The organism is Pseudoxanthobacter sp. M-2, from assembly GCF_046156265.1.
Lineage (GTDB): Bacteria > Pseudomonadota > Alphaproteobacteria > Rhizobiales > Segnochrobactraceae > CAMDHY01.
This window is the reverse complement of the sequence record NZ_JAWDIR010000001.1, coordinates 1-22,294: the sequence shown is the minus strand read 5'-3', so window position 1 is coordinate 22,294 and position 22,294 is coordinate 1. Positions and strand designations below refer to the sequence as shown.

Sequence of the window (22,294 nt, the reverse complement as noted above, 5' to 3'; positions counted from 1 at the left end):
ACGCAGTTTGCCGGCGGGCCACTCGCGCTCCCGCCGGTCGAGCGCCTGCGCTTGCCGTCGACCGTGCGTCATCGAACCATAAAACGTCCTTCCCGGGGAGTATCCGAGCCATGTCGCAGTCCGGCGCAAAGCCCGCCTTGAGCGGTTCGTCCCTGCTGCACGATCCCGCCTTCAACCGCGGCAGCGCCTTCGCCACCGAAGACCGCGCCCGGCTCGGCATCGAGGGCTTCCTGCCCCCCGTCCCCGACAGCCTGGAGACGCAGGTCGCCCGCATCCACCTGCAGCTGTCGATGCTCGACAACGACCTGCAGAAGTACCTGCTCCTGAGCGACCTCCAGGCGCGCAACGAGACGCTCTACTACGCCGTGCTGATGTCCGACCCGGCCGTCTTCATGCCGCTCGTCTACACGCCGACCGTCGGCGAGGCCTGCCAGAAATACGACCACGTCCTGCGGGCGCCCCGCGGCATGTACCTGCCGATCACTCTGAAGGGCCGCATCAAGGAGGTGCTGTCGCACTGGCCGCAGAAGGATGTGCGCTTCATCGTCGTGACCGACGGCGAGCGGATCCTCGGACTCGGCGACCTCGGCGTCAACGGCATGGGCATCCCGGTCGGCAAGCTGGCCCTCTACAGCGTCTGCGCCGGCGTGCCGCCCGAGATGACGCTGCCGATCACGCTGGACGTCGGCACCAACAACGGCACGTTGCTCGATGATCCGCTCTATCTCGGGCTGCGTCAGAACCGCGTCCGCGGTCCGGAATACGACGCCTTCATCGCCGAGTTCGTCGCCGCGGTGACGGAGCTCTTCCCGCTCTGCTGCCTGCAGTGGGAGGACTTCGCCAACATCAACGCCGTGCCGATCCTGGAGCGCTACCGCGACCAGATCTGCACCTACAACGACGACATCCAGGGCACGGCGGCCGTTGCGGTGGCCGGCATCTACGGCGCGCTGCGGATGTCGGGCGAGAAGCTGACGGACCAGACCTTCCTGTTCCTCGGCGGCGGCTCGGCCGCTACCGGCATCGCCGAACTGATCAGCCAGGCGATGGTGCTGGAAGGCGCCACCATCGACGAAGCGCGCGCCCGCAACTGGCTGTTCGACGTCAACGGCCTGATGGTCAATTCGCGCACCGACGTGGTGGCCTTCCAGAAGCCGTTCGCCCACGACCACGCGCCGATCTCCTCCTTCGTCGAGGCGATCGAGGCGATCAGGCCGACCGGCATCGTCGGCGTCAGCACCGTCCCGAAGCTGTTCAACCAGGCGGTGATCGAGGCGATGTCGAAGATCAACGCCCGGCCGATCATCTTCCCCTATTCGAACCCGACCTCGCGGTCGGAGTGCACGGCGGAAGAGGCCTACAAGTGGTCGAACGGCCAGGCGATCTTCGCCAGCGGCAGCCCGTTCCCGCCGGTCGACTTCAACGGCAAGCATTTCGTCCCGGGGCAGGGCAACAACGTCTACATCTTCCCGGCGATGGGGATGGCGGTGCTCGCGACGCAGTCGACGCGCGTCACCGAGGACATGTTCATCGTCGCCGCCAAGGCGGTCGCCGAGCAGGTGACGGACGCGGACCTCGCCCAGGGCCTCATCTACCCGCCGCAGCGCGACATCCGGAAGGCGTCGCTGCACGTCGCGGCGCGGATCGCCGAGCACATCTTCGACAAGGGCCTCGCCCGCGTCGCGCGTCCCGCCGACATCGAGGCGCACATCAATGAGCTCGCCTATATCCCGAGCTATCCCGCCATCTGAGGTGGCGACAACCGAAAGCCCGGCGACGGCGCCCCACGAGGCCGCCGTCGCCGCCGTCACCGCCGCCGCGAGGCTCCTCTACGCCAACGGCCTGACGACCCAGCGCACCATCGACAATGTCGAGCGGCTCGGCCGCGCCTTCGGCCTGTCGGTGTCGATGCTCCCGGCCTGGGGGGAGATCGTCCTGCGCATCGAGGGCGAGGCGATTCCGGGCCGGCTCAGGGTGGAAACGCTCGTCGCTGCGCCGGCGGGCGTCGAGATGAACAAGGTCACGCGGACGCTGGACGTCGTCGACGCCGCTGCCGCCGGCCGGATGGATGCGGCCCAGGCGCTGACCACGCTCGAGGCGATCGGCCACGTGGCGCCGGTCTCCCTCGTCCGCCTCGCCACCATGACCGCGGCGGGGGCGGCGGCTCTGGCGATCATCTTCGGTGCGAGCGATCCGCTGACGCTCGGCATCACGGCCTTCAGCGCCGGTGCCGGGGCGGTGCTGCGGCGCGGCCTTTCGCACGTCTCGTCGAACTTTCTCGCGCAGCCACTGTGCGCGGCGCTCCTCGCCGGTCTGATCGGCGCGCTGGCGTCGCGTCTGCTCCCCTCCGCCGATCCCTACCTCGTCGCGCTCTGCCCGTGCATGGTGCTGGTGCCCGGGCCACACCTCCTCAACAGCGCCCTCGACCTGTCGCGGCTGCGCATCGCCCTCGGCATGGCCCGCTTCGGCTTTGCGAGCCTCGTCATCCTGTTGATCTGCACCGGGCTCATCGCCGGACTGTCGCTCGGCCAGGAGAGCCTGCCGCCGCCGGGCCGCTCGATCCCCGTGCCGCTCCTCTACGACGTGCTGGCGGCGGGCGTCGCCGTGGCGGCCTACGGCACGTTCTTCTCGATGCCCTGGCGCACGCTGGCGATCCCGATCGCCATCGGCATGCTGGCCCACGCGAGCCGCTGGCTCGTGCTGGCGGACGGGGCGAACCTCGCGACCGGCGCCTTCATCGCCTGCCTCATCGTCGGCACCATCGTCACGCCGGTGGCGAACCGCCTGCGACTGCCGTTCTCCGCCGTCGCCTTCGCCTCCGTCGTCTCGCTGATTCCCGGCGTTTTCCTGTTCCGGCTGGCGGCGGGACTGGTCGAGATCATGAACGCCGGGGAGGGTGCGTCGCCGGCCCTGCTGATGCCGCTCGTCGTCGACGGCACCACCGCGGCGGTGATCCTGCTGGCGATGGCCTTCGGCCTGATCCTGCCGAAGATGATGCTGGAGCACTACTTTCCGAAGTGGTCCGGCGTCGTCCCCGCCGCGGCCCGCTGACGGGCGGGCAGGGGAGACGGTCCGTCAGAAGATCTGAGAGGCGATCCCGGCTGAGGGACCGGCGGGGCGCCTCGGGCGACCCCGCCGTGCCGGCTCGCGCTACCGGAACAGGTTGCGCTTGGCGAGTTCGAGCAGTTCGTCGCCGCGGCCGTTCAGGATCGCCCGGGCGGCGTAGAGCGAGAAGCCGATCGCCTGCTCGGCCTTCACGGCCGGCGGCATGACGAGCTCCATCTTGTCGGTGACGACGTCCACCACCGCCGGGCCGTCATGGGCGAATGCCTGTTCCAGCGCGCCCCGCACGTCGGCCGGATCCTCGACGCGGATGCCGAGGATGCCGATGGCGTTCGCCATCGCTGCGAAGTCGGGGTTCTGCAGGTCGGTGCCGACATTGAGGAAGCCGGCCGCCTTCATCTCCATGTCGACGAAGCCGAGCAGGCCGTTGTTGAAGATCACCACCTTCACCGGCAGCTTCAGCTGGCGCAGCGACAGGAGGTCGCCCATCAGCATCGAGAAGCCACCGTCGCCCGACATCGAGATCACCTGCCGGCCGGGGAAGGCGCCCTGGACACCGATCGCCTGGGGCAGCGCGTTCGCCATCGAGCCGTGGATGAGCGATCCGATCAGCCGGCGCTGGCCATTCATCTTCAGGTAGCGCGCCGCCCAGACCGTCGTCTCGCCGACGTCGACGCTGAAGGCCGCGTCCGCGGCGGCGACCTCGTCGATCATCTTGGCGAGGTACTGCGGGTGGATCGGCTTGTCGCCGGGCTTGCCGGTGGCGAGCGCATCGAGGTCGCGGCGCGACAGCTTGTAGTGCGCCTGCACCTCCTCGAGGAAGCGCGCGTCGTCGCGCGGCTTCAGCCTCCGGAGCAGGGCTGTGAGCGTCTGCTTGACGTCGCCGACGAGGCCAAGATCGAGGCGCGTGCGCCGGCCGAGGTTCTCCGGCCGGATGTCGATCTGCGCCACCTTGGCGTCGGTCGGATAGAATTGCCGGTAGGGGAAGTCGGTGCCGACCATCAGCAGGAGGTCGGCGTCGAGCATCGCGTGATAGCCCGAGGGGAAGCCGATGAAGCCGGTCATGCCGACGTCGTAGGGATTGTCGTACTCGACGAAGGGCTTCCCGCGGAGCGTGTGCACCACCGGCGCCTTCAGGGCGGCCGCGAGGGCCACCAGCTCGTCGTGCGCCCCCGCGCAGCCGCCTCCGGCGAGGATGGTGATCCGCGCGGCGCTCGACGCCATCGCGACGAGCTTGTCGAGCTCCGCCTCGGCCGGCACCACCGTCGGCGCCGCCACCGCCGTGAAGGCCCCGTCGGTGTGGCCGACGGCCGGCAGCAGCGCCACGTCGCCGGGAATGACGATCACCGCGACGCCCTGCTTCTGGATCGCCGTCCGCATGGCGATCTCGAGGATGCGCGGCATCTGGGCGGGGTTCGAGACGAGCTCGCAGTAGTGGCTGCACTCCTTGAACAGGCTCTCCGGGTGCGTTTCCTGGAAGTAGCCGGAGCCGATCTCGGGGCTCGGGATGTGCGCGGCGATCGCCAGCACCGGCGTGCGGGTGCGGTGGCAGTCGAACAGGCCATTGATGAGGTGAAGGTTGCCGGGACCGCACGAGCCAGCGCAGACGGCGAGCTTGCCGGTGAGCTGCGCCTCGGCGCCGGCGGCGAAGGCGGCCACCTCCTCGTGGCGCACGTGCATCCACTTCACCTGCGGCGTGGCGCGCAAGGCATCCGTGAAGCCGTTGAGACTGTCGCCGACGACGCCCCAGACCCGCTCCACGCCCGCGGACGCGAGCGTCCGTGCCATCACGTCCGCGACCCGAACTCCAGCCATCGTGTTTCCCCGTTGGGCAATCGAAACAGGCAGTTGCGCCGCCGGCCGGTGCGCGCCATCGCCCGCCGCCGTGCCGAGGCTCCTCCTATCCCTGCAGGCGGTCGATCAGCACGCGCGCCGCAGCGGATTTCTGCTTCTCTCCTAGCAGACTGCCGCGAGGCTGACACGCCGCAAGCTCGGACCGCACGATGTCGTGCGCGTCACCAGCCCATCGTGCCGGGCGCGCCCTTGAACGGGCCGACGATCCCGGACGTCACCCAGCCGCCGTAGAAGTCGCCGGGCTGCGGCTGGACGATCTCGTCGCCGACCCGCGCCTCGTCAACGCGCGAGGCATAGAAGGCGATGTGGCCTGCCAGCGCGCCATAAGGCGCTGCCGGGCGCTCATAGAGCCATCCTGCGCGCTCCGAGCGCCGGCCGTTGGCGACAATGGTGACGTAGGACGCCTTGCCCTTGAACTCGCAGAACGAGCTTCCCGCCGCCGGTTCCAGCAGATCCTGGCGGATGTCCTGCGGCGGCAGGTAGTAGACCGGCGGGTGGCTCGTCTCCAGGAGCCGATAGGCGCGGCTCGTCTCGGCGATCGTCTCGCCGGCGAAGCGGACGAGGATGGGCAGCCCGCAGAGTTCCAGCCGCGGCGGCCGCGGATAGTCCCAGACGGACTCCTGTCCGGGTCCGGGCGGCAGTCGCATCGGTCGGTTCACCATCGTCCCCCCCTCCCGCCGCGTTGCACCCACGGTGTCGCGTGGTGGGAAAGATAGAGGCGGGACGTCGACGCTCAATGCCGCAGCGGATCGTGGGCGATATCGTCCGACGCTCCGCAGGGGAGCCGGCGATGGGAGCCGAACCTCCGGGTCCGGCGGTTCGCTTCGGTCAGCAAATCGGCTCGGTAAGTCTTGGGAACCAAAAGGGAATTGGTTCCCACGTTTCGTGTGGTCGTCACATCTTGCGCAACGGGGTGAGACGCCTGCAAATGATCCGGCGATCTCGCCACCAAAAGACGAGACGAGGACCGGGAGAGGAAATGCAGATGGCGAAGACCGTCTTGAGCTTGTTGCAGGGGGCGCCAGCCGGCGCGACGGCGCTGACGGCGCCGGGCCGGCGACCGCTGACGTTCGACGGCCTGCGCGGGCTCGTGACGAAGACGCACCGGCAGCTCGCGGCGCGCGGCATCGGTCCCGGCGACCGGGTGGCGATCGTGCTGCCGAACGGCCCGGAGATGGCCTCGGCCTTCCTCGCCGTCGCCTCGGGCGTCTCGGCGGCACCGCTCAACCCCGGCTACAAGGAGGCCGAGTACGAGTTCTACCTCTCCGACCTGAAGCCCAAGCTGGTGCTGGTCGAAAGCGGCTCCCACAACCCGGTCCGCAGCGTCGCCGACCGCCTCGGCATTCCCGTCGCCGAGTTGGCGGTCGCCGAGGACGATCCCGCCGGCGCCTTCACCCTCTGGGCGGACGAGGCGGAGCCGACGCCCCCGTCGGAGACCGACGAGGCGCTCGTGCTGCACACCTCCGGCACCACGTCCCGCCCGAAGGTGGTGCCGCTCTCGCAGGCGAACCTCAACGCCTCGGCGAACAACATCGTCGCGACGCTAAAGCTGACGCCGGACGACCACTGCCTCAACGTCATGCCGCTCTTCCACATCCACGGCCTCATCGCCGTGGTGCTCTCCTCGGCGGCGGCCGGCGCTTCGGTCTGCTGCACGCCCGGCTTCAACGCGCTGAAGTTCTTCCATTGGGCGGCGGACGAGAAGCCGAGCTGGTATTCCGCGGTGCCGACGATGCACCAGGCGATCCTGCAGCGCGCCGAGCGCAACGCCGACCTGGTCGCCGCCCTGAAGCTGCGCTTCGTGCGCTCCTCGTCGGCCTCGCTGCCGCCGCCCGTGTTCATGGCCCTGCGCGAGACCTTCGGCTGCCCGGTGATCGAAGCCTACGGGATGACGGAGGCGACGCACCAGATGGCGTCCAACCCGCTGCCCCCCGGCGAGCAGAAGCCCGGGTTCGTCGGCATGGCGGCCGGCCCCGAGATCCGCATCCGCGCCGCCGACCACTGGGCGGCGACGGGCGAGGAGGGCGAGGTCTGCATCCGCGGCGCCAACGTCACGAGCGGCTACGAGAACAACCCGCAGGCGAACGCCACCGGCTTCATCGAGGGCTGGTTCCGCACCGGCGACCAGGGCTTTCTCGACGACGGCGGCTATCTGAAGATCACCGGTCGCATCAAGGAGATCATCAACCGCGGCGGTGAGAAGATCTCTCCGCTGGAGGTCGACGACGTGCTGCTCGAGCACCCGGCGGTGCAGCAGTGCGTTACCTTCGGCATCCCCCACAAGATCCTCGGCGAGGAGGTCGGCGTGGCGATCGTGCTGGCGGAGGGCCAGGCGCTGACGAGCGGCGAGCTGCAGTCGTTCGCCGAGGCGAAGCTCGCCCACTTCAAGGTGCCGAAGAAGATCCTGTTCCTGCCGGAAATTCCGAAGGGCGCCACAGGCAAGGTGCAGCGCATCGGCCTCGCGAAGACGCTCGGACTGGGAGACGCGTGACCATGGCGAAAGTCTGTGTATTCGGCGCCGGCGCGATCGGCGGCTACATCGCCGCCTCTCTGGCGGAGGCCGGGGCCGAGGTGTCGCTGGTCGCCCGGGGCCCCCACCTCGCGGCGATCCAGGCGAAGGGCCTGACGCTGCAGAAGGACGGGGAGGCGAAGACGTACAAGCTGAAGGCGACCAGCGACCCGCGCGAACTCGGGCCGCAGGACTATGTCATCGTCGGCATGAAGGCGCACAGCGTTCCGGCCGTGGTGGAGCAGTTCGGCCCGCTGCTCGGGCCTAACACGGCCATCGTGCCGGCCGTCAACGGCGTGCCGTGGTGGTACTTCCACGGTGCCAAGACCGGCACCTCCCTTGACGGGACGTGGCTCGAGACGGTCGATCCCGGCGGCGCCCAGTGGAAGTTCTTCGGGCCCGAGCGGGCGATCGGCTGCGTCGTCTACCCGGCCTGCGACATTCCCGAGCCCGGCGTCATCCACCATTCGAGCGGCGACCGCTTCACGCTGGGCGAGCCGGACGGATCCGAGAGCGAGCGCGTCAAGGTGCTGTCGGAGATGATGATCGCCGGCGGGCTGAAGGCACCGCGCAAGCCGCGCCTGCGCGACGAGATCTGGATCAAGCTCTGGGGCAACTCGTCGTTCAATCCGGTGTCCGCGCTCACCGGCGCAAGCCTCGACGTCATCGGCGCCGACCGGGCCACCCGGCAGCTGATCCACGACATGATGGTCGAGTGCAAGCAGGTGGGGGAGGCCGTCGGTGCCCGCTTCGCCGTCGGCATCGAGCAGCGCATCAAGGGTGGCACCGACATCGTCGGCCACAAGCCCTCGACCCGCCACGACGTCGAGCTCGGCCGGCCGATGGAGATCGACCCGCTCGTCTCCTCGGTGCTGGAGATCGCCCGCCGGCTCGACATCGCCACGCCGATGCTGGACGCGGTCGCGGCGCTCCTGCGCATGCAGGGCCAGGTGCTCGGGCTCTACACCCGCAATCCGGACGTCGAGGCGCGCATCCTGCCCGACGGCACGAAGTAGCGCCGCATCCATCGGCAGCCGTCGCCCGCGGATATCCTTCCACCACGGCGCGCCGCCGTGGTGGCGGATCAACTCGGGGCGGCCGGCTTCGCTGCGGCGCCCCGCCCGGCGCGCAACGCCAGATGCATGCCCACGAGCATCATCGCTGCCGCGACCCAGAAGACGGGCGTGGGACGCTCGCCGAACACCGCCATGCTCCACAGGATTCCGGCGGCCACGGCGAGATAGTTGAAGAGCGAAAAGCGCGCAGCCCCGATCGCCGCGACAAGCGTGAAGAACAGCCAGAACACCACGCCGTTGATCACCGTCGACAGCAGCAACGGCGTGATCTGCGCAACTTCGGTCTCCGCCGGCCAGAATGCGGCCCCGGTCGCCAGCGCCACCAGGATGGCGACGAAGGCACCCCCCAGCAGCGTTCCCGCCGCCATCGCCAGAGCGGGCGTGGCGGGCGGGCGCAGCCAGACCGCACAGTTGTTGGTCACCGCGAACATCGTCGGCGCCAGGAGCGCGAGCAGGAACCACACCGCGCCTCCTTCTTCCACCACGCCGCTGTCGGGCCAGACGATCAGCACGATGCCGAGCGTGCCGAGGATCATGCCGAAAAAGACCCGGCGTTCGAATCGCTCGGTGCCGGTCGCCGCCGCGAGCGCCAATGTCAGGATCGGCGAGAGGCACAGCACCAGAGTTAGCGTCGAGGCGGGGAGATGTTGGGCGGCCGCGACGAGGATGCCGACCGGCAGGCCGATCCCGAGGCCACCGATGACGAGGTTCGCGGTGAGGGCCCGCCGCCCGAGCGACAGCCGCACGCCGCGCAATGCGCAGAGCACCGTCAGGGCGATGCCGGCGAGCAGCGCCGGTACCAGGGCGAAGGCCAGGGCTGGCCAGCCCGCTTCCGAGGCCAGCCGGTTGACGGGAAAGCTGCCACCGTAGAGGAGGGCCGCGACGAGCAGGAGCAGGAAGGCGCGGGGGCCGGACATCTTCTAGGCGCCGCCGCGCAACCTGGCGGTCTCCGCAGCATCCAGAACATGCACGCCCGGCTCCGCCGTCTCCGCCAGGGCGACGCGATAGGATTCGCGCGCCACCTCGGGACTGAGCCAGCCGCGGTTGACCGCCCGCAGGACGCGATCGGGGTCCCGCTGCAGAGGCTCGCCGTAGCCGCCGCCGCCGCAGGCGGTGAAGGCGATGCGGCTGCCGGCCGGGATCACCTCTTCGGAGAACGCCGGCAGCACTTCCTCGCTCCCGTCCGGATCGAGGCGCTTCGAATAGCTCGCCTTCGCCGTCGTCCCGCCCAGCACGCCGCGCGGCGGATTGGACGTACCGTCGGCCGCATAGATGATCGTCATGTCGTGGTCGAGCGGATAGAAGACGCCGCCCATGCCAGGCGCGCCCTCGAACTCGCCGAGGCCCTGGCTGTCACGCACGACGCCGCGCCGCTCGATGACGATCGGATACATCGACTCGTCCACCTCGACGGAATCGAGCTGGATGAGGCCCGCATTCGCCGGGCCGCAATAGGTGAGCCAGCCGTCGTGGCCGTGGTTCGCCGCGCCGCCGCCATAGCCGACGAAGATCTGGTTGACGTATCCCTTGCCGCGCTTGAAGGGATCCGAGCCCGAGATCACGCCCACGCCCGCCGGCAGGTGCGAGGCGCCTTCCGCCTGGCCGTAGGGCGCGCCCATGCGCGAGAAGACGGCGTTGCCGGCGATCATCAGGCGGTCGTTGACGTTCGTCGTCGCGACCGAGGTGCCGACCGGATACTTCGGCGCGCCAATGGCGCAACCCTCGCGCAACAGTACCTTGATCTGCGACTTCGATCCCTCGTTGTGGGGAATCGACTCGTCGAGATTGTTGAACACGCCGATGCGGCACGAGCCCGTGCAAGTGTTGGCCGAGAGGTTGAGCCCGCCCGGGACGTTGTCGATGTTGTCGCGCACGTCGACGACGATCTCGCCGGCGACGGGATCGACGGTGACCTTCACGTGCACCGGAATGCCCGCGTCGGCGACGCCCGGCACCGGATCGTGGGTGGTGGTGTACTCGTAGGTGCCAGCCGGCAGCTTGGCGATGGCGGCCTTGGCGCAGCGGCGGCCATAGTCGAACCAGTCCGCGACGAAGTCGACGACGGTGTCGCGGCCATAGCGCCCGATCAGGTCGATGATGCGCCGTTCGGCCGTGCGGCAGGCACCGCTCTGCGCCGCCACGTCGCCAAGCCAGAGGTCCGGCACCCGGTTGCGCATCGAGCCGATGCGCAGGATGTCCTTCTTCTCCTTGTAGTTCTCGGCGAGCCGCACGCACGGGAAATGCAGCCCCTCCTCGAAGATCGTCTTGGCGAAGGGCAGGTAGGTCGAGGGGGCAGGGGCCCCCGTGTCGGCGTGATGGGAGAGGGCGACCACCCAGAACAGCGGCTCGCCCTCGAAAAACACCGGCATCGACATGATCAGGTCGGCGTGGTGGGTGCCGCCCGTGAAGGGGCAGTTGTTGATGTAGATGTCGCCCGGCTTGATGTCGTCGAAGAGCTGCGTCAGGGGCCGGGTCGCCATGTCCATCGACATGACGTGGATCGGCAGGGCGTCCTCGACCGAGACGAGTTGGTGGTCGTAGGTGAGGATCGCACAGCTGAAATCGCGCGCGTTCTTGATGACGGCGGAGCGGCTCGCCCGCATCACGACCAGCGTCATCTCGCGCACGATCGCCTCGAAGCGGCTCTTCAGCACCGACATCAGGAAGGGGTCGATGCGGCGGCTCGCGACATCGGCATCGGCAGCAGCGGAAGTGTCGGGGAGTTTCATGGCGTCTGTCTCCTTCTTCCGCGTCAGGCGACGGTGACGTTGAGGTTGCCGAACGGGTCCAGCGATCCGTCGTGGCCCCGCTTGAGGTAGGCGGTGAAGGTCGGTGACTCGATGAGGCACGGACCCGCGAGCCTTGCCCCTTCGCCCAGCGTCGACAGCTCGTAGACCGGCACCTCGACCATGCTGCGGGCGGGCTGGTCGTAGACCCGGCGCGACGCCTTCGGCGTCACCGGTCCCGCCTGCGCCGGTAGAGTATGCAGCCGCCAGGCCTCCTGACCCGGCCGCTTGCCGATGGCGCGCAGCTTCCAGGCGGTGAACTCCACCACGTCGCCGTCGATGCGGATCGAGTAGATGCGCTCGTGCATCCGGTGGAAGGCCTCGACCAGCACCGGCAGGTCGGCGGCCGTCAGCCCGCCTTCGGGGAGGGTGAGCGGCACCTCGATCTCGAAGGACTGGAACTCGTAGCGGCCCATGTAGGAGACCTCGAACTGGCGGTTCTCCGGTGCGACGCCGGCATCTGCCAGGAAGCCGTCCCCGGCCGTGCGCAACTGCGCCAGAAGGGCGTTGACGCCGTCGAGATCGAAGTCGACGTCGGACGTCAGCAGCACGCCGCTCTTTTCATTGCGGATGTCCGAGATGAGCCCGCCGAAGGCGCTGAGGCCGGCCATGAAGCGCGGGACCATGTAGCGCTTGAGGCCGAGGATATCGGCCATCTCGGCGATGTGGATCGCCGTCGCCCCGCCGCCACAGACGAACACGCTGTCGCGCGGGTTGATGCCCTCGCGCACCGTGATCTCCTCGATCGCGGCGACCATGTTGTGGTTGGATGTCGTGTAGATCGCGTAGGCCGCCTCCTCGAGGCCGATGCCGAGCGCCGCGGCGACCTCGCCGACCGCCTTCTCCGCCAGATCGCGGTGGAGCTTCATCTTGCCGCCAAGGAAGTAGTCGGGATCGACGAGGCCGAGCACCACGTTGGCATCCGTGACCGTCGGCCGCTCGCCCCCCGCGCCGTAGCAGGCCGGACCCGGACGGGCGCCCGCGGATTGCGGCCCGACCTTCAGGAGACCGCCGGCGTCGACGTGGGCGATCGAGCCGCCGCCCGCACCGACCGAGCGCACGTCGACCTTCGGAATGCCGAGGGAGTCGTCGTGGATCATGCTGTCGGGGGTGATGATGATCTGGTGATCGCGCAGCGCCGAGACGTCGAAGGTGGTGCCGCCCATGTCGCCGACGATGATGTCCGGCTCGTCCGACAGGGCGAGCGCCGCCATGGGTGCGAGCGTCGGGCCCGACATCACCGAGTAGATCGGCTTCTTCAGCATCTCCGGCTGCGGCATCATCCCGCCGACGCAGTTCGCCAGCAGGAGTTCCCCCGCGAAGCCCGCCTCGTCGAGGGCGCTCTGCAGACGCCCGATGTAGCGCGACACGATCGGGTGGATCGACGCGTCGATCGCGGTGGCGATGATGCGCTGGTACTCGCGCGGCATCGGGTTGATCTCGTGGGAGAGCGTGATCGGGATGTCGGGGAGCTCCTCGGTGAGGATCTCGCCCGCGCGCAGCTCGTGCACCGGGTTCACCACCGACCAGAGCAGGCCGACGGCGACCGCTTCGACACCGAGCGACCGGAAGGCGGCGGCCGCGCTGCGCACGCCGTCCTCGTCGAGGGCCACCAGCTCGCGCCCGCGCGCGTCGATCCGGCCCGTGACGCCGCGCGTCAGATGGCGCGGCACGTAGGGGTCGGGATAGTCGAGCTTCCACTGGAAGGCGCCCTTGCGCGGCCCCTGCCGCAGCAAGAGCACGTCCTCGTGACCTTCGTTGAGGATCAGGCCGACCTTGACGGTCTTCTTCTCCACCAGCGCGTTCGTCGACACGGTCGACCCGTGCACGATCAGCTCGATGTCCTTCAGGAAGGCGTCGGGGGTCAGGCCATGGCCCTCGGCGGCGGCGTGCAGCACATTGATGAAGCCCTTCTCGAACTCCCCAGGTGTCGTCGGCGACTTGAAGATCGAAATCAGACCGTCACCGTCGGACACCAGGCAATCCGTGAAGGTCCCGCCGATGTCGATGCAAACCTGATAGCCCATTGGCACTGTACCCGAATTGGTCCGGTCAGCGGCGGAAGGTGTCGCGGCTGAGGACGAGGCTGATGACGATGATGGCGCCGAGGCAGATCTGCTGGAGGTAGCCGTCGAGCTGGATGAGGTTCATGCCGTTCGACAGCACGGTGACGAAGAGCGCGCCGAGCAGGGCGGAGGCGACCCCGCCCTCGCCGCCGGAGAGCTTGGCACCGCCGACGACGGCCGCAGCGATCGCCTCGAGCGTCAGGTTGCCGCCGAGGTTCGGCTCGCCCGAGCCGGTTCGGGCGGTCAGGAGCAGCGCTCCCGTCGCCGTGACGAGCGAGCACAGCGTGTAGGCGAAGCCGAGCGTGCCGAACGTGTTGATGCCGGCCGCCACCGCCGCGCGCGGGTTGGCGCCGATGATGTAGAGGCTGCGGCCGAAGCGCGTGACGGTGAGGAGGAGAAAGCCGCCGAGGAAAAGCACCGCGACGATCCACACCGGGGCCGCGATGCCGAGCAAGCTGCCCTGGGCGAAGGTCCCGGTGAAGCTGGCAGGCAGCCCCGAGACCGGAAAGCCGCCGCTGACCGTGGAGGCGAGCGCCATGACGATGTTCGCCATGCCGAGGGTGGTCACCAGCGGGTTGAGACCGATGCCGCCGATCAGCAGGCCGTTCGCCGCGCCGACGAGCAGCCCGACGCCGAGCCCGGCCATGATGCCCACCAGGGGCGAGCCCGTCGCCACCATCGCCATCGCCGAAAGCACGCTGACCAGCGACACGGTGAAGCCGAGGGAGAGATCGAAGCCCCGGGTCAGGATGACCAGGCACTGGGCGAGGGCGAAGACGGCGAGGTAGCTCGCCTGCACGGTGATGTTGCGCAGGTTCGCGCCAGAGACGACGCGCGGCTCGACAGCGGCGAAGGCCAGCAGCATGACGAGGATGCCGATCGGCAGCCGCCAGGGGCCGAGCCGCTGCAGGACGAACCGCAGGCCGACGGTCGCGGAGGCGCTCGCGCTCATGAACCCCGGCTCCTCAGCAGCAGGCGCTCCATGCCGAGGGCGAGAATGAGGACCACGCCCAGCACCAGCGTCTGGTACTTGCTGTCGAACTGCAGGAGGTTCATGGCGTTGGCGATCACCGTCAGGAACAGCGCGGCCATCGCCACCAGGCCGGCCCGGCCGACGCCGCCGCGCAGCGACACGCCGCCGATCACGGCCGCGGCGATCGTCTCCAGGGCCAGCGTGCCGCCGATGGTCGCCTGACCCGAGCCGATCCGCGCCGTCATCAGGAAGCCGGTGAAGGCGGCGAGCATCCCGGCCATCGCGTAGGTGATGACCAGCACGCGCCGCGTCGGCACGCCGGAGAGCCGCGCGCCCCGCTCGTCGCTGCCGACGGCGTAGATGTGCTGGCCGAGCACGGTGAAGCGCTGCAGCAGGATGCACAGGGCGAGGATCGTGAGCGCGATCACCAGGATGACAGGAAGGCCGGCGATCTGGCCGCGGCCGACGCTGGTGACGAAGCTCTCGGCGACGCCGTAGATCGGGATGCCCTGCGTGTAGTAGAGCGCCAGCCCCGTCAGGGCCGACATGACGGCGAGCGTCACCATGAACGGCGACAGCCGGAAACCGGCGATCAGCACGGCGTTGACGAGGCCGACGCCGAGACCCACCGCGAGGACGACCGCGAGCGCCAGGGCGATCGACAGCCCCTCGGCGCCCGGCATCGCGGTCAGCACTGCGCCCATCGCCAGGGCGCTGACGACCGAGCCGATCGCCACCACGGCGCCGACGGACAGGTCGAAGCCGCCGGCCGTCATCACCAGCATTTGCGCCATCGCCGGGATGAGTAGGAAGGAGAAGTTGCGGCCGAGGTTGATCAGGTTCAGCCGGTTCAGGAACCGCGGCTCGGCGAGCGCGGTGCAGACCACCGCCACGACGAGGAGGGCGAGCACGATCCCGCCGTTGACGAGGAAGAACTCGAGACGAACGCGCTGGTTCGCAGGCGTCGATGGCGCGGAGCCGGCCGAGGCGGAAGCGGTCATCGTCCGTCTCCCCCGCCTTCAGTGGCTGAAATAGTGTGACAGGATCGCAGCCTCTGTCCTTTCCTCACCGGCAATCTCGGACACGATCCGTCCCTCGGCCATGACGTAGATGCGGCTGGCGAGGTGCAGCAGTTCCGGGAGTTCGGAACTCGACAGGATCACGGCGGCGCCGTCCTCGACGAGGCGCTTGATCAGGGCATAGACATCGGACTTGGCGTTGACGTCGATGCCGACGGTCGGCTCGTCGAACAGGTAGACGTCGAAGGGCCGCATCAGGCCGCGCGACAGCATCACCTTCTGCTGGTTGCCGCCCGAAAACGCGATCACCCGCCGCTCCGGCGCCATCGGCTTCAATCCGAGGTCCTCGAGCGGCGTGCGGACGACGCGCCCCTCGTCCCAGGAGCGCAGGAGCGGGCCGGAGGCGATCGCCGGCTCGTCCAGGGTCGCCATGGTGACGTTCTCGCGCACGGGCCGCACGAGCGCGAGGCCCTCGGCACCACGGTCGCTCGGGAAGTAGCACAGGCGCTGGTGCAGCATTCGCGCTGGCGTCGGGTGGGTGACGTGACGCCCCGACAGGATGATCTCGCCATCGGCGAGCGGCTCGAGCCCGAAGATGGCGCGGCAGAGCTCGCTGCGCCCGCAGCCGACGAGCCCCGCGAGCCCAACCACCTCGCCGGCGTGCAGCCGGATCGAGGCGTCGCGCACCGATCCCGAGGCGCTAGTGAGATGCGACACGCGCAGGCGCTCCTTGCCCGGCTCGGCGTCGATCTCCGGGAACAGCTTGTCCACCGGCACGCCGACCATCATCTCGATGAGCTCGCCGTCGGTGACGTCGGAGGTTCGGACGGTGGCCACACGCTTGCCGCCCCGCAGCACCGTCACCCGGTCGGACAGGTCACGAATCTCGCTCATGCGGTGAGAGACGTAGATGATGCCGACGCCCCGGGCCTTCAGCTTCGCCATCGCCTCGAACAGCTTTTCCGCCTCCCCGTCGGTCAGCGAGGCCGTCGGCTCGTCCAGGATCAGCACGTCCGAACCGATGCAGAGCGCCTTGGCGATCTCCACCATCTGCTTCTGCGCGCGGCTGAGGCTCGCGATCTTGGCATCGAGCGGCACGTGGAAGCCGAACTCGTCGAGGAGTTTTTGCGCAGCCGCGCGCATCCTGCTGCGGCGCAGGAACGGGCCGATCCTCTCCTCACGGCCGAGGAACAGGCTTTCGGCCACCGTCAGGTCAGGCGGCAGCGAGAACTCCTGGAACACCGCGGCGATGCCGAGCTCGCGGGACGTCTTGGGATCGAGCGTCTCGATCTCGCGGCCCTTCAGGACCATCCGCCCGGCGGTGCGGGCATAGGTGCCGATGACGAGATTGATCAGGGTCGACTTGCCGGCCCCGTTCTCCCCCAGGAGGGCATGGACCTCACCCGGCTCCAGCGTGAAATCCACATTGTCCAGAACGACCACGTGGTTGAACGCCTTGGAGAAACCGGTGAGTTCCAGCATGCGCGGTGGGTTCCTTGTCGATGACGTGCTCCGGACGCGCCGAAGACGCGTCCGGAGGGGTCCGTCGGCCGGGCGACGCTTTACTCGGCCGAGAAGACGGGCTGGAAGCCGTCGGGCGCGAAGATCTGCGTCGTGTCGATCGTCTCGACATTGTCCTTGCTGACGATGCCGGGGGCGACGAGCAGGATCGTCTCGTGTTCCTTCTTCTCGAGCGCGCGGACGGCGAGATCGACGCCGATGCGGCCCATGATCACCGGATACTCCGTGGAGAAGGCAAGAACCTTGCCGTCCCTCACCGACCCCAGCATCGTCTGGTTCTCGTAGGAGGAGATGATCGTGATGTCGTCGCGGCCGGCGTCGGCCACGGCGCCGATCGCCGCTTCCGCCGTCGGCGCGCCGCCCCAGATCACGGTCATGTCGGGATAGGTCTGCAGGGCGTCCTCGACGAGGCGCAGCTGCGCCGGCACCGACGCCTCGCCGAACACTTCCGCGAGCAGCTTGACGTTGCCGTTCGCCGTGGAATCGCGGAAGCCGGACATGTAGGTCTCGGCCCAGCCAGAGCCCTGCGGCCCGGGGAAGCCGACCGCGGCGCCACCCTTGTCGGCGAGATGGGCCTTGACGTATTCGCCGGTCTCGAAGCCCTTGGCGTGGAAGTCAGGGGTGATGCGCGCGGTGATCTTGGTCTCGAGCACCGGGTTGGCGACCGCGATGTTGACGACGCCCTTCGCCATGCCCTCGTTGATCTTGGCGGCGAGGCCGGCTTCCGAGATCGCGCCGATCAGGATGGCGTCGGCACCGGCGGCCAGGCAGTCGTCGTACTGCGAGATCTGCTTCGGAAGGTTGGAATAGCCGCCGGCCTGCAGCAGCGTGAACTTCACGCCGAGGCGCTTCGCTTCCTCGGCAATGCCATAGTTCACCGAGAGCCAGTAGCTGTCCTGCAGATGCGGGAAGAGGACGCACAGGTTCCAGGGCTTCTCTGCCTTCTCGAGGGGCGTGTAGTCGATCGTCTCGACCTTCGTCAGGTCGCCACCTTTGGCGGTGGCGATGGAGAAGGGAAACCAGTCCTCCGCCGAGGCGGCCGACACCGAGGCGACAAGAACCGAGCAGGCGAGAAGCGCTTTGGTCAGGTGCATCGTGGTTCTCCTTGTTCGAAGGCTGAGGGCCGTTGCGGCTTCTGTTGAAGAGAGGAGGTCGGAGCAGCGTATCCGACCGGTGGCGAGAAGTGCGTCGCCGTAGCACCTGGGCTCCTCGGCATCTCGCGTTGGAACGCCAGGCGACGGAGGGGCGGTGGCACCATGGAGGTCATCGTGACCGACCGGCCCGCACCCGGTGTCAGTGTCGGTCTCCGGGACCGTGCGGTCGTGGGCTTACGGGCCAACGGCACGTGGGCGTCGGTTGTCGCCTGCGGCCCCGTCGAGACGACGGTCGCCGTGGCTGACCCCGGTGCTGCGGCAGAGCCTCCCAGCCACATGGCCTCTTTCCCCCGGCCGCCCCGCTCGGATGAGGCCTCATCATGCAACTTATAAAATACGAGTCAACGGCTTAGGGGTGCCCCGTCGGAGAATCGGAAACTCCAGACTCGGGCGCTACGGGACCGTGATTTCGTTCTCTTCTTCCAGAAAGCGGATGAAATCGACGCCGCCCGCCATGATGTCGCGACGGATGGCGTCACGCGCTCCGGCGCCATCACCAGCCTCGATACGCTCGATGACCTGCTTGTGGGTATCGGCACCATAGTAGGTCCGCCGCCCCCGGATGAAGAATATCGTCAGCATGGGTCCCATCGAGGTCCACAGGCTCTCGATATGACTGACCAGCATCGGCAGGCGCGACATCCCGTAGACCGCGAAGTGGAACTCGCGGTTCAGGCGAAAGGCTTCTTCGGGGAGTTCCGGCTTGTCGGCGGCGGTGTAGAGCGGGTGGATCTCGTGAAGGCGCGCGAGGTCTTCGGGCGTCGCTTTCTTTGCGGCGATCTCGGCGGCGAGCCCCTCGAGCTCGAGCCTCATCAGCCGGACCTCCATGTAGCGATCGAGGGTCATCGGCGGCACGATGGCGAAGCGCCCGGAGCGCAGCTGCAGGCCGCCTTCGCTGACGAGCCGCATGCAGGCCTCGCGCACCGGGGTGATCGACGTGCCGAGCTGGTCGGCAAGATCCTGCATCACCAGCCGCTGGCCCGGCCGGAAGTGTCCATTGATGAGGCCGTCGCGCAGGACGGAGTAGGCCCGCTGCGAAAGGCTCCCCTGGGCGATCGACGCGATGGCGCGGCCATCTTTCAGCATCAAGTCTGTTTCCCTCGATCCCATGCTCGCCGGCGCGGCAGCACGATCGGCGACGGGCCCTTTCCGAAGCAATGACCGCCCTGCTCGGCGGCGGTCAAGTCATTCGGTCTGCCGGGGCGAGGCGCGAGGCGGGGCTGCCGCGGCCGTGCGCAACCGCGCACGACGCGACGGCGGATCGACCGGACGGTGACACTCCCGGGCGGACGGCCGCGCCGACACCGCCCCATTCGACGTGTAGCCGCAGACCGCATGACCGACGAGAGCCTCGACGCGATCATCCGCGGCGACGACGGGATCCACTGGTGCACCGGCCCGGATCTCTGTGATCTGATCTGACCCGCGACCCCCGGACCTCCGCCGATTCCGATTTCGGGGGCGGTGCCGCCCCCGGATCGTTCCGGTGGTTGCGCTTTCAAGCGCACGCCGGCGTAATTCGAGCCGTGATGAAGCAAGTCGTCGCGAGGTCGGTCAGATGAACGCGTTCGCTGCACCCTTCGAGGTCGATGCGGAGGCGATTGCCACTGGCTTCGGCCTCGAGGCCTCGGCGGTTCCAGATCTCATGCGCACCGGCGCGATCACCGGCCGGCTCTACGAGGGCGTCGGTGAGGACGCTGGGCAGTGGCTCTGCGTGTTCTTCTTCCGCAATGCGCGGCTGAACCTCGTCGTCGATGCGGCTGGCCGGGCCCTCCGCCGCTCGACGATCGATTTCGGCGATCGGCCCCTGCCGGCGGCGCTGCGCGACCCGCGCAATCCCGCCGGCAATCCTGGCGCCCGGCGGTGACGCGCAGCCGGTGGGATGCGGATCGGGGGGGCAGTCCATGTCACGGGCCTCCGCCGAAGGCCGAGGCGTGACGCCAGTGCACAGGTCCACACCGGTCCGTCGAGCGTATGGAGCGCCGGAAACTTGACCAGGAGCGGGTCATCGAGTGGTGCGGACATGACGACGAGGGTGGCGATCATTGGGGCGGGCATGGCGGGCCTCGCTGCGGCGCGACGCCTGACGGCGGCCGGCATCGAGCCGGTCATCTTCGACAAGAGCCGCGGGCTCGGCGGGCGGATGGCGACCCGCCGTGTGGACGGCCTCCAGTTCGACCATGGAGTGCAGTACTTCACGGCGAAGGGGCTCCGCTTCTCCGCTCTGGTCGAGGACTGGTGCGTCGAGCGAATGGTCGGCGAGTGGTTCGACGGCGGCTTCGTCGGCACGCCCGCCATGACGGCACCGGCGCGGGCGATGGCCGACGGGTTGACGGTGGTTGGCGGGCGTGCGGTCACGGCCCTCGAGCGAGGCGCCTCGGGCTGGACGGTGTTCAACTCCGCGGGCGTCGCCGACGCGCCCGACAACGGCGCCTTCTCGGCCGTCGTGCTGGCGGTGCCGGCACCGCAGGCGGTGCCGATCGCGGCGACTGCCGGCGTGGCGCTTCCGCAGCTGGCGGCGGTTCGCTACGCGCCCTGCTGGGCGCTGATGCTGGCGTTCGAGACGCCACTCTCGGTGGATTGGGACCACCTGAGGCCGCACGACGGGCCGCTCGCCTGGGTCGCGCGGAACGGCACCAAGCTCGGTCGGCGTGGTGGTCGCGAGACGCTCGTCGTCCATGCGGGGGCGGACTGGTCGCGTCGCAACCTCGAAGCGACGCAGGAGACCGTGGCCGCACTTCTCGAGCCGCACTGGCGCGCAGCCACCGGCATCACCTCCACACCGACCTTCGCTGCCGCGCACCGCTGGCGTTACGCACGGGTCGAGGAGACCGCGGGCTCGCCGTTCCTGTGGGACAAGTCCTCGCGGCTCGGCGCCTGTGGCGACTGGTGCCTCGGCCCGCGTGTTGAGGCCGCCTTCGACAGCGGAGAGGCGATGGCGGACGCTGTCGTCGCGGGTCTGGAGGTCGGCCGTGCCGCCTGATCCGCCCGAGCTGACGGTCTATTTCGACGGTTCCTGTCCGCTGTGCCGGGCGGAGATCGGCCACTACGCCTCACAGCCGGGCGCTGCCGCGCTGTGCTTTCGCGACGTCTCGAAAGACGAGGCGACGCTCGGGCCGGGTCTCACGGGCCCGCAGGCGATGGCGCGCTTCCATGTCCGCCGCGCCGACGGGGCGCTGCTGTCGGGGGCGGCTGCATTCGTCGGCATCTGGCGGGTGCTGCCGCGCTGGCGCTGGGCGGCCCGTCTCGCCTCGCTGCCCGGCGCCATGACCATCCTGGAAACCGGCTACCGGATGTTCCTGCCGGTCAGGCCCGCGCTGTCGCGTCTGTTCGGTGCGCTACAGGGACGGCGGCGGCCTGACGCCGGAAGTGGCACCTGACGCTGGAATTGCGCCAGCGCAAGACATTGCCCGTTCACCCGTCGTAGTGAGACCTTCGAAGGAACGTGGTCGTCGTTTTGCGCGCCTTGGCGCGCCAAGACGGAGCCGCATGTCGGGGGATGAGGCATGTCTTCGATCGGATCGTGGTTGCTGCAACTCGGCCGATTGGCCTTCACCGGGATCGCCCTGACCGCCGCCGGTGCCGTGATGGCGGAGGAGGCGATCTTCTGGCCGGCGCCGGCGGAAGTGCGCGCCGACCAGCTCGACGCCTACAACGCGGCGGTGCGTGATGCTGCGATCAAGCGCCCGGGCTTCGCGAAGGCATTGAGACCGATCGACGACACGCGCACGAACGTTCGCGTCATCGCGCTGCGATGGGTGGGGGCCTCCGATATCGTCGACGCGAAGGGCCGGCTGAAGGCGTCGCTGTTCGTTGCGCTGCCGAAGGAACTCGCGGCGGCGTGCGCAGGGGCGGCGGACCCGGTGCTGGCCATGCAACAGATCCTCGGCCTGCCGCCACGCACCGGCGAATATGTGATGGTCGAGTTCACCATTCCGGTCCGCAAGGCCTTCCGTCCCTGCGCCAGCGGGCCGGACGTGGCGGCGAAGACCTGCAGCTTCATGCTGCCCGACGATCCCGCCGCGGTCGCCCGCGCTGCGGTCGATCCGGCGTTCGCCGAGACTCAGGCGTTCGTGTTCCGGCAGATGTGGGCGTCCTACACGCGCAATGTGCCGACAAAGGAGTCCTACGGCTATCCGTTCACGGCGATGGGGTGGTCCTACGACTGGAACCCGGCGGCCGAGGACAAGTACGGCGTTTCCGAATACATCGCACGGCAGGGTGCGCCGACGACCCGGCTGAAGAAGATCGTCCCGCAGACCTTCTGTCGCTG

Annotated in this window: 18 protein-coding genes; 8 read left to right on the top strand and 10 right to left on the bottom strand. The window is 68.9% G+C overall.

Annotated features, from left to right (window positions below; translation table 11 throughout):
• Positions 1-110: 110 nt before the first annotated feature.
• Together RUR49_RS00090 and RUR49_RS00085 are read left to right on the top strand one after the other, a co-directional pair.
• Positions 111-1,751, top strand: a complete 1,641-nt coding sequence (locus RUR49_RS00090) for an NAD-dependent malic enzyme (protein ID WP_409144282.1) — start codon at positions 111-113, stop codon at positions 1,749-1,751.
• A 1-nt stretch (position 1,752) separates the two neighbouring features.
• The gene (locus RUR49_RS00085) at positions 1,753-3,051 is read left to right on the top strand and encodes a threonine/serine exporter ThrE family protein (RefSeq protein WP_409144280.1); all 1,299 of its coding nucleotides are present in this window, start codon (positions 1,753-1,755) and stop codon (positions 3,049-3,051) included.
• 99 nt (positions 3,052-3,150) lie between these two features.
• Here the strand turns inward: RUR49_RS00085 and poxB are convergent, their stop codons facing one another.
• Both poxB and RUR49_RS00075 read right to left on the bottom strand, forming a co-directional pair.
• The gene (gene poxB / locus RUR49_RS00080; RefSeq protein ID WP_409144279.1) at positions 3,151-4,878 is read right to left on the bottom strand and encodes a ubiquinone-dependent pyruvate dehydrogenase; all 1,728 of its coding nucleotides are present in this window, start codon (positions 4,876-4,878) and stop codon (positions 3,151-3,153) included.
• 200 nt (positions 4,879-5,078) lie between these two features.
• Positions 5,079-5,579 carry a DUF427 domain-containing protein gene (locus RUR49_RS00075; protein ID WP_409144277.1) on the bottom strand — a complete coding sequence of 167 codons (501 nt, stop codon included), beginning with the start codon at positions 5,577-5,579 and terminating at the stop codon, positions 5,079-5,081.
• Positions 5,580-5,896: 317 nt separating this feature from the next.
• Between RUR49_RS00075 and RUR49_RS00070 the strand changes: the two genes are divergently transcribed.
• Positions 5,897-7,408, top strand: a complete 1,512-nt coding sequence (locus tag RUR49_RS00070) for an acyl--CoA ligase (protein WP_409144276.1) — start codon at positions 5,897-5,899, stop codon at positions 7,406-7,408.
• A 2-nt stretch (positions 7,409-7,410) separates the two neighbouring features.
• The gene (locus RUR49_RS00065; RefSeq protein WP_409144275.1) at positions 7,411-8,442 is read left to right on the top strand and encodes a 2-dehydropantoate 2-reductase; all 1,032 of its coding nucleotides are present in this window, start codon (positions 7,411-7,413) and stop codon (positions 8,440-8,442) included.
• A gap of 68 nt (positions 8,443-8,510) precedes the next feature.
• Here the strand turns inward: RUR49_RS00065 and RUR49_RS00060 are convergent, their stop codons facing one another.
• The 8 genes from RUR49_RS00060 to RUR49_RS00025 all read right to left on the bottom strand — a co-directional run bounded on the left by RUR49_RS00060 (position 8,511) and on the right by RUR49_RS00025 (position 19,107).
• Positions 8,511-9,419: a DMT family transporter gene (locus tag RUR49_RS00060; RefSeq protein WP_409144274.1), complete on the bottom strand. Its 909-nt coding sequence runs from the start codon at positions 9,417-9,419 to the stop codon at positions 8,511-8,513.
• 3 nt (positions 9,420-9,422) lie between these two features.
• Entirely contained in the window at positions 9,423-11,231 is a 1,809-nt protein-coding gene (locus RUR49_RS00055) for a hydantoinase B/oxoprolinase family protein (protein ID WP_409144273.1), read from the bottom strand.
• A gap of 23 nt (positions 11,232-11,254) precedes the next feature.
• Positions 11,255-13,315, bottom strand: a complete 2,061-nt coding sequence (locus RUR49_RS00050; RefSeq protein WP_409144272.1) for a hydantoinase/oxoprolinase family protein — start codon at positions 13,313-13,315, stop codon at positions 11,255-11,257.
• Between the two features lie 25 nt (positions 13,316-13,340).
• Positions 13,341-14,306 (bottom strand): ABC transporter permease, encoded by a 966-nt coding sequence (locus RUR49_RS00045; protein WP_409144271.1) that lies wholly within the window; start codon positions 14,304-14,306, stop codon positions 13,341-13,343.
• Positions 14,303-15,328 (bottom strand): ABC transporter permease, encoded by a 1,026-nt coding sequence (locus tag RUR49_RS00040; protein ID WP_409144270.1) that lies wholly within the window; start codon positions 15,326-15,328, stop codon positions 14,303-14,305. Before RUR49_RS00040 ends, RUR49_RS00045 begins: the two co-directional genes overlap by 4 nt.
• 18 nt (positions 15,329-15,346) lie before the next feature.
• Positions 15,347-16,828 (bottom strand): sugar ABC transporter ATP-binding protein, encoded by a 1,482-nt coding sequence (locus RUR49_RS00035; protein ID WP_409144269.1) that lies wholly within the window; start codon positions 16,826-16,828, stop codon positions 15,347-15,349.
• An 80-nt stretch (positions 16,829-16,908) separates the two neighbouring features.
• Positions 16,909-17,961: a TMAO reductase system periplasmic protein TorT gene (torT, locus tag RUR49_RS00030; RefSeq protein ID WP_409144268.1), complete on the bottom strand. Its 1,053-nt coding sequence runs from the start codon at positions 17,959-17,961 to the stop codon at positions 16,909-16,911.
• Positions 17,962-18,414: 453 nt separating this feature from the next.
• A complete protein-coding gene (locus RUR49_RS00025; protein WP_409144267.1) occupies positions 18,415-19,107 on the bottom strand; it encodes a GntR family transcriptional regulator in 693 nt (230 codons plus the stop codon).
• Positions 19,108-19,579: 472 nt separating this feature from the next.
• Here RUR49_RS00025 and RUR49_RS00020 point away from each other — a divergent pair, with 472 nt between their 5' ends.
• The 4 genes from RUR49_RS00020 to RUR49_RS00005 all read left to right on the top strand — a co-directional run.
• Positions 19,580-19,888, top strand: a complete 309-nt coding sequence (locus tag RUR49_RS00020) for a DUF6522 family protein (RefSeq protein WP_409144266.1) — start codon at positions 19,580-19,582, stop codon at positions 19,886-19,888.
• 156 nt (positions 19,889-20,044) lie between these two features.
• Positions 20,045-21,004, top strand: a complete 960-nt coding sequence (locus tag RUR49_RS00015; RefSeq protein WP_409144264.1) for an NAD(P)/FAD-dependent oxidoreductase — start codon at positions 20,045-20,047, stop codon at positions 21,002-21,004.
• Positions 20,994-21,401, top strand: a complete 408-nt coding sequence (locus RUR49_RS00010) for a thiol-disulfide oxidoreductase DCC family protein (RefSeq protein WP_409144263.1) — start codon at positions 20,994-20,996, stop codon at positions 21,399-21,401. The genes RUR49_RS00015 and RUR49_RS00010 overlap by 11 nt, the downstream gene beginning before the upstream one ends.
• A 126-nt stretch (positions 21,402-21,527) precedes the next feature.
• A partial coding sequence (locus RUR49_RS00005; RefSeq protein WP_409144262.1) for a hypothetical protein occupies positions 21,528-22,294 on the top strand: 767 nt, incomplete at its 3' end.

What these genes read in the sequence shown, in the direction of transcription:
- RUR49_RS00090 (WP_409144282.1), top strand. Translation starts at nt 111, where the DNA reads ATGTCGCAGTCCGGCGCAAAGCCCGCCTTGAGCGGTTCGTCCCTGCTG.
- poxB (WP_409144279.1), bottom strand. Translation starts at nt 4,878, where the DNA reads ATGGCTGGAGTTCGGGTCGCGGACGTGATGGCACGGACGCTCGCGTCC.
- RUR49_RS00075 (WP_409144277.1), bottom strand. Translation starts at nt 5,579, where the DNA reads ATGGTGAACCGACCGATGCGACTGCCGCCCGGACCCGGACAGGAGTCC.
- RUR49_RS00070 (WP_409144276.1), top strand. Translation starts at nt 5,897, where the DNA reads ATGCAGATGGCGAAGACCGTCTTGAGCTTGTTGCAGGGGGCGCCAGCC.
- RUR49_RS00065 (WP_409144275.1), top strand. Translation starts at nt 7,411, where the DNA reads ATGGCGAAAGTCTGTGTATTCGGCGCCGGCGCGATCGGCGGCTACATC.
- RUR49_RS00060 (WP_409144274.1), bottom strand. Translation starts at nt 9,419, where the DNA reads ATGTCCGGCCCCCGCGCCTTCCTGCTCCTGCTCGTCGCGGCCCTCCTC.
- RUR49_RS00055 (WP_409144273.1), bottom strand. Translation starts at nt 11,231, where the DNA reads ATGAAACTCCCCGACACTTCCGCTGCTGCCGATGCCGATGTCGCGAGC.
- RUR49_RS00050 (WP_409144272.1), bottom strand. Translation starts at nt 13,315, where the DNA reads ATGGGCTATCAGGTTTGCATCGACATCGGCGGGACCTTCACGGATTGC.
- RUR49_RS00045 (WP_409144271.1), bottom strand. Translation starts at nt 14,306, where the DNA reads ATGAGCGCGAGCGCCTCCGCGACCGTCGGCCTGCGGTTCGTCCTGCAG.
- RUR49_RS00040 (WP_409144270.1), bottom strand. Translation starts at nt 15,328, where the DNA reads ATGACCGCTTCCGCCTCGGCCGGCTCCGCGCCATCGACGCCTGCGAAC.
- RUR49_RS00035 (WP_409144269.1), bottom strand. Translation starts at nt 16,828, where the DNA reads ATGCTGGAACTCACCGGTTTCTCCAAGGCGTTCAACCACGTGGTCGTT.
- torT (WP_409144268.1), bottom strand. Translation starts at nt 17,961, where the DNA reads ATGCACCTGACCAAAGCGCTTCTCGCCTGCTCGGTTCTTGTCGCCTCG.
- RUR49_RS00025 (WP_409144267.1), bottom strand. Translation starts at nt 19,107, where the DNA reads ATGCTGAAAGATGGCCGCGCCATCGCGTCGATCGCCCAGGGGAGCCTT.
- RUR49_RS00020 (WP_409144266.1), top strand. Translation starts at nt 19,580, where the DNA reads ATGAACGCGTTCGCTGCACCCTTCGAGGTCGATGCGGAGGCGATTGCC.
- RUR49_RS00015 (WP_409144264.1), top strand. Translation starts at nt 20,045, where the DNA reads ATGACGACGAGGGTGGCGATCATTGGGGCGGGCATGGCGGGCCTCGCT.